The organism is Aurantibacter crassamenti, assembly GCF_016811105.1.
Classification (GTDB): Bacteria; Bacteroidota; Bacteroidia; order Flavobacteriales; family Flavobacteriaceae; genus Aurantibacter_A; species Aurantibacter_A crassamenti.
In genome coordinates, this window is record NZ_JAFBGM010000001.1 from 410,069 (window position 1) to 424,887 (window position 14,819).

The 14,819-nt window shown below is 34.8% G+C and carries 16 protein-coding genes; 2 read left to right on the top strand and 14 right to left on the bottom strand.

Annotation, left to right across the window (positions count from 1 at the left end):
* Positions 1-163: 163 nt before the first annotated feature.
* Together JQC67_RS01765 and JQC67_RS01770 are read left to right on the top strand one after the other, a co-directional pair.
* Positions 164-1,714 (top strand): Rne/Rng family ribonuclease, encoded by a 1,551-nt coding sequence (locus JQC67_RS01765; protein ID WP_203251145.1) that lies wholly within the window; start codon positions 164-166, stop codon positions 1,712-1,714.
* Between the two features lie 109 nt (positions 1,715-1,823).
* Positions 1,824-2,306, top strand: a complete 483-nt coding sequence (locus JQC67_RS01770) for a regulatory protein RecX (protein WP_203251146.1) — start codon at positions 1,824-1,826, stop codon at positions 2,304-2,306.
* Here the strand turns inward: JQC67_RS01770 and JQC67_RS01775 are convergent.
* The 14 genes from JQC67_RS01775 to JQC67_RS01840 all read right to left on the bottom strand — a co-directional run bounded on the left by JQC67_RS01775 (position 2,296) and on the right by JQC67_RS01840 (position 14,794).
* Positions 2,296-2,787 (bottom strand): DUF6646 family protein, encoded by a 492-nt coding sequence (locus tag JQC67_RS01775; protein WP_203251147.1) that lies wholly within the window; start codon positions 2,785-2,787, stop codon positions 2,296-2,298. The two genes, JQC67_RS01770 and JQC67_RS01775, sit on opposite strands and share 11 nt — an antisense overlap.
* Positions 2,788-2,836: 49 nt before the next feature.
* Complete coding sequence (locus JQC67_RS01780) at positions 2,837-3,703, bottom strand: cupin-like domain-containing protein (protein ID WP_203251148.1); 867 nt, start codon at positions 3,701-3,703, stop codon at positions 2,837-2,839.
* Positions 3,704-3,779: 76 nt separating this feature from the next.
* Positions 3,780-4,874, bottom strand: a complete 1,095-nt coding sequence (bioB, locus tag JQC67_RS01785; RefSeq protein ID WP_203251149.1) for a biotin synthase BioB — start codon at positions 4,872-4,874, stop codon at positions 3,780-3,782.
* An 86-nt stretch (positions 4,875-4,960) separates the two neighbouring features.
* A complete protein-coding gene (locus JQC67_RS01790) occupies positions 4,961-6,115 on the bottom strand; it encodes a beta-ketoacyl synthase N-terminal-like domain-containing protein (protein ID WP_203251150.1) in 1,155 nt (384 codons plus the stop codon).
* 11 nt (positions 6,116-6,126) lie between these two features.
* On the bottom strand, positions 6,127-7,395 hold the full coding sequence (gene bioA / locus JQC67_RS01795; RefSeq protein WP_203251151.1) for an adenosylmethionine--8-amino-7-oxononanoate transaminase: 1,269 nt from the start codon (positions 7,393-7,395) through the stop codon (positions 6,127-6,129).
* Positions 7,396-7,500: 105 nt separating this feature from the next.
* The gene (bioD, locus tag JQC67_RS01800; RefSeq protein ID WP_203251152.1) at positions 7,501-8,118 is read right to left on the bottom strand and encodes a dethiobiotin synthase; all 618 of its coding nucleotides are present in this window, start codon (positions 8,116-8,118) and stop codon (positions 7,501-7,503) included.
* 2 nt (positions 8,119-8,120) lie between these two features.
* Positions 8,121-8,507, bottom strand: a complete 387-nt coding sequence (locus tag JQC67_RS01805; RefSeq protein WP_238934437.1) for a putative signal transducing protein — start codon at positions 8,505-8,507, stop codon at positions 8,121-8,123.
* Positions 8,507-9,676, bottom strand: a complete 1,170-nt coding sequence (locus JQC67_RS01810) for an aminotransferase class I/II-fold pyridoxal phosphate-dependent enzyme (RefSeq protein ID WP_203251153.1) — start codon at positions 9,674-9,676, stop codon at positions 8,507-8,509. Before JQC67_RS01810 ends, JQC67_RS01805 begins: the two co-directional genes overlap by 1 nt.
* Before the next feature lie 65 nt (positions 9,677-9,741).
* The gene (locus JQC67_RS01815) at positions 9,742-10,086 is read right to left on the bottom strand and encodes a hypothetical protein (protein WP_203251154.1); all 345 of its coding nucleotides are present in this window, start codon (positions 10,084-10,086) and stop codon (positions 9,742-9,744) included.
* Entirely contained in the window at positions 10,055-10,297 is a 243-nt protein-coding gene (locus JQC67_RS01820; RefSeq protein ID WP_203251155.1) for a hypothetical protein, read from the bottom strand. Before JQC67_RS01820 ends, JQC67_RS01815 begins: the two co-directional genes overlap by 32 nt.
* 10 nt (positions 10,298-10,307) lie before the next feature.
* Entirely contained in the window at positions 10,308-10,892 is a 585-nt protein-coding gene (locus JQC67_RS01825) for a DUF3575 domain-containing protein (RefSeq protein WP_203251156.1), read from the bottom strand.
* A 170-nt stretch (positions 10,893-11,062) separates the two neighbouring features.
* On the bottom strand, positions 11,063-11,341 hold the full coding sequence (locus JQC67_RS01830; protein ID WP_203251157.1) for a FoF1 ATP synthase subunit delta/epsilon: 279 nt from the start codon (positions 11,339-11,341) through the stop codon (positions 11,063-11,065).
* 73 nt (positions 11,342-11,414) lie between these two features.
* Entirely contained in the window at positions 11,415-12,923 is a 1,509-nt protein-coding gene (gene atpD, locus JQC67_RS01835; protein WP_203251158.1) for a F0F1 ATP synthase subunit beta, read from the bottom strand.
* Positions 12,924-13,132: 209 nt separating this feature from the next.
* Positions 13,133-14,794, bottom strand: a complete 1,662-nt coding sequence (locus JQC67_RS01840) for an SGNH/GDSL hydrolase family protein (RefSeq protein WP_203251159.1) — start codon at positions 14,792-14,794, stop codon at positions 13,133-13,135.
* Between the last annotated feature and the right edge of the window lie 25 nt (positions 14,795-14,819).

A 14,819-nucleotide genomic window follows, 5' to 3' on the forward strand; every position in this document is an offset into this window, starting at 1 on the left:
AGCTAACCGTCACAAGAAAAAGCAGTAATTAACACTGCTTTTTCATTTTATACACGTTCATTGACATAGAAATTCCAATTCAAGTGAATTTCGGCGGGCAATATTGCCTGTTTCAACCATTGTTTAATTTATCCGCTAATGGCGGATATAAATATAAATTCAGGTGAATATAGAATTAATCGTAAGATCTGGTTCAGAAGCCGTGGATTTTGCCTTATTAAAGGATGGAAAACTAACCGAATTGCATAGTGAGCAAGACAACAACGACTTTTCAGTTGGCGATGTCTTTTTAGCTAAAATACGTAAGCCCGTTACTGGGCTTAATGCAGCTTTTGTGAATGTAGGGTATGAAAAGGATGCTTTTCTACACTACCATGACCTTGGGCCACAGCTATCTACAATGCTAAAGTTCATAAAGCAAGTTAGTTCAGGAAAACTAAAAGAGTATTCCTTGAAAGATTTTCCTCCTGAAAAAGATATTGATAAGCATGGCACCATTAATGATGTCATTAAAGCCAATCAATCACTATTGGTACAAATAGTTAAAGAACCCATTTCTACTAAAGGCCCAAGAATTAGCTCAGAGCTATCATTGGCAGGCCGATTTTTAGTAATGGTTCCATTTTCAGATAGAGTTTCAGTCTCACAAAAGATTGAAAGCAAAGAAGAAAAAGAGCGTTTGAAAAGGCTCGTTCGGAGCATCAAACCAAAAGGATTTGGTGTAATCATACGTACCGTAGCCCAAGGCAAAAAAGTAGCGGAACTAGACAAAGATTTAGAAAACTTGCTGAATAAATGGTCAGCAATGTGTAAAAAATTACAAGGGGCGAGACCCCCTGCGAAAGTTTTAGTAGAGCTTAACAGAGCATCTTCAATACTTCGTGACGTCTTCAATGATTCTTTTTCAGGAATTCACGTTGATGATGAAACACTTTTTGGGCAAATTCAAGACTATGTCGCAGAAATTGCACCAGGAAAAGAATCCATTGTGAAATTATACAACAACTCATCTGTTCCGATATTTGAAAAATACGGAATTGACAGACAGATAAAAACTTCATTTGGTCGTACAGCCTCTATGAGTAAAGGCGCGTACCTAATTATTGAACACACAGAAGCCATGCACGTTATAGACGTAAATAGTGGTAATCGTTCAAATAAGGCCAAAAACCAAGAAGAAACTGCTCTTGAAGTAAACATGCTTTCTGCATCAGAAATAGCTAGACAATTACGCCTTCGCGATATGGGAGGAATAATCGTTGTAGATTTCATTGATATGGTTAAAGTAGGAAACAGAAAGAAGTTGTTCGAGCATCTCCGTGATGAGATGAAAGATGATCGTGCCAAACACAAGATTTTACCTCCAAGTAAATTCGGTTTGATACAAATTACAAGACAACGGGTACGGCCCGAAATGAATATCAAAACAACTGAGGAAGACCCCAATAGAGTGGGTCAAGAGATAGAAGCCCCAATAGTTTTGGTAGATAAAATTAATGCCGACCTAGAAAAGTTGTTAAAAGGCCCTAAGAAAGACAGTAGTATTACATTAAATCTACATCCTTTCATTGCCGCATATTTCACCAAAGGATTTCCATCAATGCGTTCTAAATGGTTTATGGAACACAAAAAATGGATTAAAATCCAACCGCGTGATGCCTACACTTATCTTGAATACAGATTTAAAGATAAAGACGGTAAAACTATATATTAAAAAAAGCGACCTCAGCAATGGGGTCGCTTTTTTTGTTTGTAATTGTTTTTAGTAAATATTCATTAGGTGAAAATTCAATTTATTATTCTTTTCAATTTACTTTTGAAGAATGAATCTCCATCACAATAAAGCATTTTCACTTACCGAAGCAACTAAGAAATTAGAGCATTATTGCGCCTATCAAGAACGCTGTCATAAAGATGTTACAACAAAATTAAAAGAGTTGCATATGATTCCGGAAGCTATTGATCAGATAATTTCTCATCTTATTCAAGAAAATTATTTAAATGAAGAGCGCTTTTCTCGAGCTTTTGCACGAGGAAAATTCAGAATTAAAAAGTGGGGCAAAAACCGAATTATTTCTGAACTAAAACAACGCGGTATAACCAAATACAACATCACCGCTGCACTAACAGAAATAGAGAATGATGAATATCTTTTAGCTTTTGATGAACTAGCTAAAAAGCGACTTGCTGATATCAGGGAAACGCATCCACAAAAAAGAAAGAAAAAACTAGTAGATTATTTATTTTACAGAGGCTGGGAGAGCCATTTGGTTTATGAAAAAGCCAATGAACTCATTAAAAATTAAAAGAGGCTCCTAGATTTATAGCAAATTGATTGTGAAACTCTTCAGAAGGTGTTAGCTCATCATTATACTTTGCTATAGGTGTATAAAATTCAACAAACACACCAAAACCATCTGTAAAAAAATAACGGCCACCTAAGTGCCCACCAAAATTTTTCATACTCAAATTTAAACCCGGGTAAATATCTGCATTGTCAGCAAGTTGAAAAACATCACCTAAATTGGCATTAACCCTTGCTTTAATATCAAATTTATCTACAAAAGGCACATTAATTAATTCATTTACCCCCAACATATACGTGCTTGTTGCGCCTATTGAAAAATTCTGCCCAATACCATAATCTAAACTACCGGTAATACCAGTGCCATTAGTCTGCGCATTGATACCAATTTGAAATTTCATATCCCCTGCTCCATCATAAGCTTGTCCAAAACCAACTGTAGCACATAAAATAGTTACTACTGCGAATACTAAATTTTTCATTTTAAAAGGTGTTAGTGTTTAGCACAAATGTATTTAATTCAGAATAAACCTATGCGGAGAATAATCGATTTGTGCGTGTAATTGCACGTTTGTTTTTTGCATCTATCCATTTTTGACCTTTCAACTTACGCATCAAAACATCAATATGTCGCATTAAAAATATATTATACGCTGCTCTTAAAAAATTTAAGGGATTATGAGCCAAGGTTCTTAAACTCATCGAAAAACCGGGACTCAAATATTTCATATAATGCCAGTAACCTTCAGGCATATAAAGCACTTCACCATGTTTTAGCTTTGTGGTATAACCATTAGCATTTTTTAACGCTGGCCATTTTTCAAAATCAGGATTCGAAAAATCAATACCTTCATGGGTGATGATAGAAAAAGGTATTCTATAAAGAAATTTATTTTCTGACTGAGCAAATAGTATACATTGTTTCTCTCCTGCAAAGTGAAAATGAAAAATATTAGCAAAATCAATATCATGATGCATAAACGTATGCGAATTTTCACCTCCAAAAAACAGCATTGGTACCTTTTTTAAGATACGTATTCCAAAATCTGGAATACTAAAATCTTGCTGTAATATTGGAACTTCCTTTAAAATATTCCAGAGAAAAATTCTAAATTTTGTCGGTTTGCTTTGTAATAGATCAATATAATTTGACATTTTCATTTCTGCATGAGGCTCGTTAAAACCATCATCATGATGAACAGGTCGATCGTCATAAAGTGGCACAATTTTATCACCTGCCACTTGTTTTATATATTCAAAACTCCATTTAGAAGTTGCAGCCCATCCACCATCAAAAGCTTCAATTACTACAGGTTTTTGTGGCTTGAAATAATTCTCTAAGAATTCTTCTTTGGTAATTGTCGCTACGCGTTGTATTTCTTGTAGTTTCAAATGCATCAAATTGTTCACAAATTCAACCTATCGAAGAACCGATGGTTAAACTCATTTAAATAAAAACAATATAAATGTAGTACTATTCAGTCATTTTTGCTGCAGTTTTAGCAGCTTCATTCCGATCAATGGAATGACCTGGCCTAGTCCACTTAGGTTTTTCCCCTAAAGGTTGCAACTGTGAATCTTTAGCTTCAACAGTTTTTGGCTGTGAGATCTTTGTAAACGGCTTTTGCGGATTCAAACCTAAAAGTTTGAACATCTCCATATCTTCATTTACATCAGGGTTCGGCGTAGTCAATAATTTATCTCCTGCAAATATCGAATTTGCGCCTGCAAAGAAACACATTGCTTGTCCTTCTCTACTCATTTCGGTTCTACCGGCAGACAATCGCACTTGAGTATCTGGTAATACAATTCTAGTTGTTGCTACCATACGTATCATATCCCAAATAGAAATAGGTTCCATTTCTGCCATTGGCGTTCCTTCAACTGCAACCAACGCATTAATTGGCACAGATTCCGGCTGAGGATTCAAAGAAGAAAGCGCTACCAACATTCCTGCTCTATCTTCTATAGCTTCACCCATTCCAATAATACCGCCACTACAAACTGTTACATTACTTTTACGAACATTTTCGATAGTTTCAATGCGATCTTCAAAGGCACGGGTAGAAATTACATCTTTATAATAATCTTCTGAAGTGTCTAAATTATGGTTGTAAGCATACAATCCGGCTTCAGCTAATCGTTTAGCCTGATTTTCAGTTATCATACCAAGTGTACAACAAACCTCCATATCTAATTTATTAATCGTACGTACCATTTCTAGTACTTGATCAAATTCAGCTCCGTCTTTAACATTACGCCATGCCGCTCCCATACAAACTCGCGAACTACCAGAAGCTTTTGCCCGTAAAGCCTGAGCTTTAACATGTGAAACAGTCATTAAATCATTTCCTTCAATATCAGTATGATAACGAGCCGCTTGCGGACAATAACCACAATCTTCTGGACAACCTCCAGTTTTAATTGAAAGTAAGGTAGAAACCTGTACTGTATTTGGGTCGTGATTTTCTCTATGGATTGTCGCAGCTTCATAAAGCAATTCCATTAAAGGCTTGTTGTAAATATCAAGTATTTCTTGCTTTGACCAATTGTTTCTTGTTTCACTCATAGGATGACAAATTCGAGCTCAAAAATAGGTTAATTGCATTTGAAATCCCAATTATGAAAAATTGAAATAAAAAGTGCTCTAATATTTCAACTAGAGAGCACTACACTTACAGCATTCCCACCAAAGCCAACGGCATTAACCATCACTTTTTTTATTTTACCTGGAGTATTAGATGCATCTAAATAGGGCACTTTAATTACTTCTTGATGTTGCAACATTAAAAGAGCCATTTCGACACTTAACATTCCAGAGGCTCCAAAGGTGTGACCTAATTTCCATTTATTATTAGTTAAATACGGGATATCCTTTTTAAATATTTCATTTATAGCTTTGAATTCAGCCAAATCACCTTTAATTGTACCTGGAGTATGGGTTACTATAACATCTATTTCATCAGGTGCACAATCACCCAGTGCCATACGCATTGAACGCTGAAAACATTTTGCATCAGTGGAAATTGAAATATTATGTTCTAAAATTTCTGTAGCATAACCTACACCTTCAATTGTGGCGAGTGCGTTCTCAGGTTTTCCTTTTTCAAGACAAACAATAGCTGCCCCTTCACCTAAAATCATACTATTGTATTTTTTAGTGAGATTTAAGGCCTTACAAGGAAAGTCATCTACTTCACGAGAATAGATTTTAAGCGCTTTCATTTGTGCTATAGTAAAAGGAGTTAAAGGTGCTTCACTACCCCCAACTAAAAACTTATCTGCCATTCCTCCACTTATCCATGCAATACCATTTAAAAGGGCATGTAACGCAGTTGAACAAGTAATTGAATGGGAAATCTCAGGCCCTGTAGATTGTAAATCATGTGCCACCCATGATGAAATATTGCCTAAAGTAGTTGTTGGCGAAGACAAAGTTGACGTTTTACTATTTTCAAGAAATTCTTGGTGATATTTTTCAAATAGTGAAGTTGCACCTCTCGATGAACCAATGTTGATTCCAAAATTGCTTTCTGCTTTCCATCCAGCTTGACTAGCAGCGCTTCTTGCAGCAAATATTGCAAACAAGACGGTGTCATCAAGGTTTTTATACTTAATATCCGACTTTCTAAGAAGTTCAATTTCTTTATTAGATGATTCATTTAATGGTGCCATCCATTCTATAGAACCATTAAATTCTTTTTTAATAAATCGATGTTCATGATTTTGGTATGCCTTCCAAACTTCATCCGAAGAACAACCCAAAGCAGAAATTGAGCCTAATGAGGTGATATAAATTGGTTCTTTCACTATTATATTTTTTACACAATTTCTAACGAGCGTTCAATAACATTATAAACTCGCTCTAATTGTTCATTAGTGATGACAAAAGGCGGTAAAACATAAATTGTATTTCCTAAGGGCCTAAGATTAACACCTTCGCTCATATAAAAATCATATAACATATCTCTAAACGAACCATATCTATTACCCTCAACGGTCAAGTCTATTGCAAGAATAACCCCAAATGACCGTGCTTCTTTTACTTTTGGATGTTTTTCAATTTGCAAAACAAATCTTTGATGTGCCTTTTCTATATACGCTCTTCGTTCTACAATATCGTCAGAATTTAAAAGTTCTAATCCTGCTAAGGCAGCAGTACAACCTATCGGATGTGCACTAAATGTATGCGCATGAAAAAAACCCTTTGCTACTGATTCACTTAAAAAAGCATCATACACTTTTTGGCTACAACTGGTAATACTCAATGGAAACATTGCTGCTGTTAAAGCCTTACTTAAGCAAATAATATCTGGATTATTTATTAAATAGTCAGAAGCGAAGTTCTTGCCGGTTTTACCAAAACCAGTCATGACCTCATCCGCAATAGTAATCACATTATTTTCTTGGCATTTTTGAATTAAAGCATCAAGCCCTTTGGCCGAATGAAATTTCATCCCCGCTGCACCTTGTACTAGTGGTTCAAAAACAAAAGCTGCACATGAATTATTGTTTAAAATATAGTCCAATTTTGAAAGCACTTCATCAATTGTATCTTCTTGTGGTACTGGTATTCGTTCGACCTTCAATAAAAAATCTTCAAATGGCCCGTTGTATGATGAAAGTCCTGATGCGCTCATAGCACCAAACGTATCCCCATGAAAACCATTTTCAAAGGCAATAAGTGTATCTCTTCGTTCACCTAAATTATGATGATATTGAAGCGCCATTTTAATACCAGCTTCAATGGCAGTTGAACCATTATCATTAAAGAAAATTTTCCTCTGATTACTAGGCAAAATTTCAATAAGTTGTTCTGAAAGTTTTATGGCAGGTTCATGTGTAAAACCGCTAAACATCACAAAATCTAATTGCTTCATCTGTGCGGTTATAGCATCAGTAATATAGGAATTACAATGTCCGTACATTGCGGTATACCATGAAGCTATTCCGTCTATATAAGAATTTCCATCTTCATCCCAAATCAACGCATCTTTTGCTTTTACAATACCCAATCGTGGGGCTGCCGTTTGATGTTGCGTCAATGGGTGCCATAGATATTTTTGATCTCTTTCAGAAAGATTTTTCAACTAGTACAGTGGTATTATATGTGCTATTTACACAATACAAAGATGAGAATTAAAGAGCATACAGCCATTCATAAACTATTCTAAATGGTAATGACTTAAGTTTACCTATAAAGCCTGAATGACAGATCTAAATTTATCTGCATATCTTCTAATGGCGGCCTTATCAATAGTCGTTTCTTCGTCAATTCTACCTAAAACTGTTACGCCTGTTTTACTCGCAATAATATTTTCTGTTGTAGGGTGCTCTTTTCCATTAAATAAAACAGCCACATTATAACCTCTTTCTACCAACCAGTTAATAGTCATTAGTGAATGGTTAATGCTTCCTAAATAATGACGAGATACTACAATCACCTTATAATTAGGCATAATGATATCAAGAACGGTTTCTTCTTCATTTAAAGGAACCAATAAACCACCTGCACCTTCAATAACCAATGAATTTTCTGTTTGAGGCTCAATAATATTTGAATGTTCAATTCGTATTCCATCTATTTCAGCAGCTGCATGTGGACTCATTGCTGTAGTCAATTCATAACTGCTTTCATGAATTACCGTCTTACTATTTGTTATTAAACCTCTAATACTATCACTGTCAGTTGCATCTAAATCACCTGCTTGAACGGGTTTCCAATAATCTGCCTCTAATGCTTCAACAATAATGGCTGATGCAATTGTTTTACCTACGTCTGTTGAAATTCCTGTTATAAAGATTCGCTTCATTCTTATGGTTGTGTTATAATGTTGCACTGCGTACAGCGATATTTTCGTTTTTCAAAAAATGGAAATAGTTTATTAATTATCCCTTTTCTAGTATAATAAGTTTCTGATTTTTCAGCCTTACAATTTGGACAAATAATTGGGTCACCATTATCATCTATAGCATAATTTCTGATCTCATTGTAGATTTCAATGGCACGTTCTTTATCATTTTCATTCACTTGAATTTTAACGCCACCAATCGCATCACTAATCAAAGGGTCTGAATTCAAGGTGTATTCATCTTTTAGAAATACTGAGATACCTTCAGATTCTAATTTACCTTTAATAATCTGCACATCTGCCGGGTACGAGAAAGCCCCAAGTGTGTAAAAGCCTTTTTCCATATTCATTAACTAAATTTAGCTAAAATTCTAAAACATTCTGAAATTTCTTCTTTAGTATTATAACTATGAATACAAAACCGCAAACGCTCTTTACCTTCAGGTACTGTTGGTGATACGATTGGTTTTACATCAAAACCTTTTTCTTGCAATTTATGAGCTAGAAATCTCGCTCTTTCATTTCCTTGAACAAGAAAACTTTGAATAGCAGAACGACAAGGAATAAAATTATCAATTAAGTTTGCATTTTTAATTTCAGAGAGAAAGTAATCCACATTTATAAATAATTCTTTCGAAAGAATTATTCCGGGCCTAGTATTTAAAAATTCTAATGCTATTATAATACTTGCAATTGCATGTGGTGGCATTGCTGTTGTATATATAAAACTGCGACAAAAATTGATTAGATAATCTTTGAGTCTAGCACTACATACAATTGCAGCACCATGACAACCTATTGCTTTACCAAAAGTTATAATACGTGCAAAAACTTGATTCTCCAAACCATACAACTTAACTAGGCCCTCACCTCTTTTACCATATACACCAAATGAATGCGCCTCATCAACTATTAAATGAATTTTATATTCGGTGCAAAAATTAGCGAAAGCTATAAGGTCTGGAGAATCACCATCCATGGAAAAAATGGCCTCAGTAACAACATAAATATCAACATTATTTAGTCCGGCAACTTCACTATTTTGACGTAAAGTTTGACATTTCAATTTTAAATCTTCAAGGTCATTGTGTTTAAACTTATAACTTTTAGCATTCCCTAAATTAATACCATCTCTTATACTAGCATGAATAAATTCATCATAAAAAATAACATCACCACGTTGTGGAATACTTGAAAAAAAACCAATATTAGCATCATAACCCGAATTGAAAACTAAAGCTGATTCTGACCCTAACAAATCGGCTAAATTCAATTCTAATTTTTCGAAAAGTGGATGATTCCCTGTAAGCAATCGAGAACCAGTTGCCCCATTTTTATCTAAATTTTCATTTATAAGTAATTTAAGCGCTTTACGAGAGAGTTCTATCTCTCTAGCTAAACCCAAATAATCATTTGAAGAAAAATCAACTTTATCTGCTTGTTTAGATAATTTCCGAAACGCACCAGATTCTATTCTAGAGGCAAGTTTAGACTGTAATTTTTTTGGAAAATTAGGCATAAATCAAATTTACCACCTTTATTAAAACTACTTATACTCTCAAAGTAATGTTTTAGATAAACGAATTACTCTTTAACTGTAAATGTAAACCGCTCAGCAACTTCATCTTCAAATATGTGCGAAATACTAAAATGTACCTTGCCTTGTAAGACATTAACAGGAAAAATATTAAAAAATCTTGATTGACCAAAAATATCAAACCTACCTGGCTCAATTAGAATAATACCTATACGCGATTCATAAATTGTTTGTTCATTATTTAAGACCGCATTAATATCGTTGTATTGTCCTATAATTTCTCCTTTTTCAGCAAATACATAATCTTCTGAAACTGGGACTTGAACATATCTATCTGATAATTCAGAGTATTTTGAAAGATTAACTAAATTTTTCTGCTCCTGTAGTTTCATAGATATCTAGAAGATTTGAATACCCTTCTTCCTCAAGATACCTGCTAAAATTTAAATCAAGATAGATAGTGTCACCGACAGCGTATTCTTTTTTATTGTCAAAGACAAATGCTTCTTTAAGTTCTACATGAGGTTGAAAATAATCATCTTCTTTCTGAAAACATCCAAATAAAGAAAAACACAAAAGAAATACTAATACTATATTCTTCATTTTTTAAATTTTAAAAGCGGTATCCTAATCGTATGCCGGTTCTAACTAATTCAGCATCCAAAATAAAATAGTCAAACTTAAAATTGGAACGCACCCCAAGTTGGGCCTCTAGAACTAATCTTTTTTTCGCCAATAACAATTTATATCCGAATCCAACACCAGCCCCAAAACTCTCATTACCCTCTACTCCGTATTCATATACACCGTACCCCTCTTCATTATCAAATCGCACTATAACATTCTCTTTTTCATTTCTATTGAACGATCCAAAAATTTCTAAAAAAGGACTATTACGCTGGGTATTTCTAATATACCATCTACCAAATGGGTTCACTTCGTAAATTGTAGCATAATCAAAACCCCAAGTACTTAAACGAAGTTCTTTATGATTATTACCATAATTTACACCGCTAACTCCAATAGTAAAATACTTACTTAAACTTCGTTCATACGACAAGTTTAAACTACCCATTACCAAATATGAAATGTTAGATGAAACTTGGTTATTAAAGTTAAGTTCATTCCCGTCTTCTTGAGAAAAACAAGTTCCATAATAAAGAGTAAAACACAAAAACACGATAAGAAAACGAGTCATAAACTAATAATAAGTTTGTTTTAAGACGTAATAAATAGAATTGGTTGCTTGGAAGTGAGTGGTAAAACTTTAAAAAAGGTTAACATTATTAAATATAACTTTTGAAATAATAACAAAAAAAAGCCATTTACATAGTGCAAATGGCTTTCAAATATCTAAATCAAAAAACTCTAATCAGCAAGAACAATAACTTTATTCTCACTCATTTCAACTGTACCGCTTGAAATGAAAAGAATCATCTCTCCTTTTGAGCCAGTTTTAAATTTATCTTGATGGTCTTCATCAATTGTTACCTTACCTTGAAATGACACATTACCTTCTTGTAATAAAGAAACAACAGCAGCGTGATTATTCAACATTTGAAACTCCCCTTCAACTCCTGGAACGGTTACTGAAGTAACTTCTCCTGAAAACAAAGTGGCTTCTGGTGAAACGATTTCTAAATACATATATATAATTGTTTGTTATTAGTTAATGATTGTTGGAAAACTAAGCAACCAACAACTATAAACCATAAACTATTTACGCTTCAGCTAGCATTTTCTCACCTGCTTCAATCGCTTCTTCAATAGTACCTTTAAGGTTAAAAGCTGATTCAGGAAGATGATCTAACTCACCATCCATAATCATAGTAAATCCTTTGATAGCATCTTTAATATCAACTAAAACACCTGGTATACCTGTAAACTGTTCTGCTACGTGGAAAGGCTGTGATAAGAAACGCTGTACACGTCTAGCTCTACCTACTGCTAATTTATCTTCTTCAGATAATTCTTCCATACCTAAGATGGCAATAATATCTTGTAATTCTTTATAACGTTGCAACAACTCTTTTACACGTTGTGCACAATCATAATGCTCATTCCCTAAAATATCTGCAGTCAAAATTCTAGAAGTAGAATCTAATGGATCCACTGCTGGATAAATACCTAATTCAGCAATTTTTCTTGAAAGTACAGTATTGGCATCTAAATGCGCAAATGTTGTAGCTGGTGCTGGATCTGTTAAATCATCCGCAGGAACGTAAACCGCCTGTACAGAAGTAATAGAACCTCTTTTTGTTGATGTAATACGCTCTTGCATTGCACCCATTTCAGTTGCTAATGTAGGTTGGTACCCTACCGCAGATGGCATACGACCTAATAATGCTGACACCTCAGAACCTGCTTGTGTAAATCGGAAGATATTATCAACAAAGAAAAGTACATCTTTACCTTGACCTTCACCAGCTCCATCACGGAAATATTCTGCAATAGTCAAACCTGATAAAGCTACACGAGCACGTGCTCCTGGTGGTTCATTCATTTGACCAAATACGAAAGTTGCTTTTGATTCTTTCATTACAGTTTTATCAACCTTAGAAAGATCCCATCCACCTTCTTCCATAGAATGCAAGAAATCATCACCATATTTTATAATTCCAGATTCAAGCATTTCACGAAGTAAATCGTTTCCTTCTCTTGTTCTTTCACCAACACCTGCAAAAACTGAAAGTCCACCGTGACCTTTTGCAATGTTGTTAATTAATTCTTGAATCAAAACTGTTTTACCAACACCTGCACCACCAAAAAGACCAATTTTACCACCTTTTGCATAAGGCTCAATCAAATCGATAACCTTAATACCTGTGAATAAAACTTCTGTTGTAGTAGTTAAATCTTCAAACTTTGGAGCCTCTCTGTGAATTGGCAAACCATCATTACCAGCTTTAGGCAAATTGCCTAAACCGTCAATTGCATCACCAATTACATTAAAAAGTCTTCCATATACATCATCACCAATTGGCATTTGAATAGCACTACCAGTAGCAACTACTTCAGTACCTCGACTTAAACCATCAGTAGAGTCCATTGAAATTGAACGAACTGTATTTTCACCTATGTGTGATTGAACCTCTAAAACTAATAAAGAGCCATTGGCCATTTTAATTTCAAGTGAATCATAAATTTTCGGAAGCACATCACCTGAACCGAATTCAACATCGATTACTGGGCCGATGATTTGTGCAACTTTACCTGTAACTTTAGCCATTGTCAACGTATTTTTTATTTAGGATTAAAGGCTTCTGACGCAAGAACTTCCTAAATATTCGGAAGCACTCTTTTTTCAGGCTGCAAATATAAGATTTCAAACTCAAATAAGAAACCCCATTTTCATTTTTTTCCCCATTAAAAAAGCCTTCTAACGAAGGCTTTAAATTATAGCACTACCAATTATTATTTATTTTAAAAAATTAAAACCTACTGCAAGGTCGGAGAATAGTTGGTAGGAAAATCATAAGCCTTAGCTACCGCTCCGGCTGCAATAAAATTTGAACCATACGTCGCATCTATAGCTGCTAAGAATTTATTCGCCATTAGAGCATAACCTCTAGCCGTTAAATGTATGCCATCTAAGCTCACTAAACCACCAGTTACCAAATTAGTAGTCATGTTAAATTCATCAAACTCAATACCAGAGGTAGACGCAGTAGTTAAGATACTATTCAAATCAACTAACGCTAAACCTGCAGATGAAGCAACCGAACTAATAGTTGAGTTATATGCATCGGTAGCGGTTTTAATTTCCGCCTGTTCAGAAGGCAATAAAACCCATTTATCAATTAAAGGTAGCGTTATACCATCTACAGAAAACTGAGCTGCTAACGCAGGAGGTAAATTAAAATTCAATAACGCTTGATAAGAAAAATTATTTACCTCTCCTATTATTGAACTGCTAGGTAAAACCAACAAGTCATTTTCATTTGCTTGTCTTGCTTGACCATATGCATTACCCATTAATGTAGCAACTAAAGAAACCGATTCTTCTGGCAATCCAAGTGATTGTACAAAAATTGAAAAAGCAGGACTTATACTTAATGCTCCAGTGATTTGAGCTGACAAATCAATTAATGTTTCATCATAAATCACAACACCATTCGCTTCAGTTTCTGAAAATAATATCACGCGTGTTGGATCTAAAACTTCAAAAATTTGATTAAGCGCACCATAAACATTATTTAAAGTAGGTATTTGAGCAACAAGGGCTGGCCCATTATCTTCATCATTTGGATCTAAAGCATTAAAAGGAACCGTTGTAAAATGTGGTAAATCCGTAATATAAGGCACATTCGTAATTGCACCTTTAGCACCGCCACTTGTTAAAGCACCTACCAATGCACCTAAAGCAGCATCAAACGTTGCAGTAGGTGTAATTAGGTTGGTACCGTCACCACCCGTTGTTGCATAACCCAACACATCATTGCCGCCAATTTCAGATAAGGTGAAAAAAGTTGGACTTTGAGCAACAGCTAATTCAATAATTGAAGCATCTGGAGACCCACTAGTTAAACGAATAGCATAAGGATTTGCTGCAGCTGGAAAATTAGCCAAGTTACCGAATCCGGGTGCTAATAAATGAAAACTCTTAGCTCCAGGAACACCTAAATTATTAAACGGCCCTGTAGGATTATTTAATACAAAATCTGTAGTTGGTGTTACGGGCCCAATAAGTTCTTTTAAATCAACTGGAGTTTCGCCACCAAAAACTAACCTTGGCTTAAACAATGTATCATTAGTTACGGGGTTTAAAACCAATTGCCCACCTGCAATAAGTCCGCCAACATTATCACTCATTAAGGGTTGCGAAAAAGATCCACCACCCGCTAATGACATTTGCGTGGCCAAAATATTTGGAAAGGAATTTTCTTGCGCAGCTTTAAATAATCCATTGTCAGTAAAACCAGCAGTAAATGAAGCACCTACGGCTACATAATTTGAAAAATCTGCGTTACCAGCTGTTAAAGCCGGAGCTTCAACTTCTACCATCTCTGGCCCTTCTACTTCAAGTATTACATCTTCAGGCTCGTTGCAGGCAATAAAACCTACAAGAAGACCTAGTACACCTATATATTTTAATTTCATTGTCTTATTTTTTATGTTTTCAATT

Coding starts and splice junctions, on each gene's coding strand:
- JQC67_RS01775 (WP_203251147.1), bottom strand. CDS start 2,787: ATGAAAAATTTAGTATTCGCAGTAGTAACTATTTTATGTGCTACAGTT.
- JQC67_RS01805 (WP_238934437.1), bottom strand. CDS start 8,507: ATGAATATGGAAAAAGGCTTTTACACACTTGGGGCTTTCTCGTACCCG.
- bioB (WP_203251149.1), bottom strand. CDS start 4,874: ATGAGTGAAACAAGAAACAATTGGTCAAAGCAAGAAATACTTGATATT.
- JQC67_RS01840 (WP_203251159.1), bottom strand. CDS start 14,794: ATGAAATTAAAATATATAGGTGTACTAGGTCTTCTTGTAGGTTTTATT.
- JQC67_RS01830 (WP_203251157.1), bottom strand. CDS start 11,341: ATGTATTTAGAAATCGTTTCACCAGAAGCCACTTTGTTTTCAGGAGAA.
- JQC67_RS01770 (WP_203251146.1), top strand. CDS start 1,824: ATGAATCTCCATCACAATAAAGCATTTTCACTTACCGAAGCAACTAAG.
- JQC67_RS01815 (WP_203251154.1), bottom strand. CDS start 10,086: ATGAAACTACAGGAGCAGAAAAATTTAGTTAATCTTTCAAAATACTCT.
- JQC67_RS01825 (WP_203251156.1), bottom strand. CDS start 10,892: ATGACTCGTTTTCTTATCGTGTTTTTGTGTTTTACTCTTTATTATGGA.
- JQC67_RS01810 (WP_203251153.1), bottom strand. CDS start 9,676: ATGCCTAATTTTCCAAAAAAATTACAGTCTAAACTTGCCTCTAGAATA.
- atpD (WP_203251158.1), bottom strand. CDS start 12,923: ATGGCTAAAGTTACAGGTAAAGTTGCACAAATCATCGGCCCAGTAATC.
- JQC67_RS01780 (WP_203251148.1), bottom strand. CDS start 3,703: ATGCATTTGAAACTACAAGAAATACAACGCGTAGCGACAATTACCAAA.
- JQC67_RS01820 (WP_203251155.1), bottom strand. CDS start 10,297: ATGAAGAATATAGTATTAGTATTTCTTTTGTGTTTTTCTTTATTTGGA.
- bioD (WP_203251152.1), bottom strand. CDS start 8,118: ATGAAGCGAATCTTTATAACAGGAATTTCAACAGACGTAGGTAAAACA.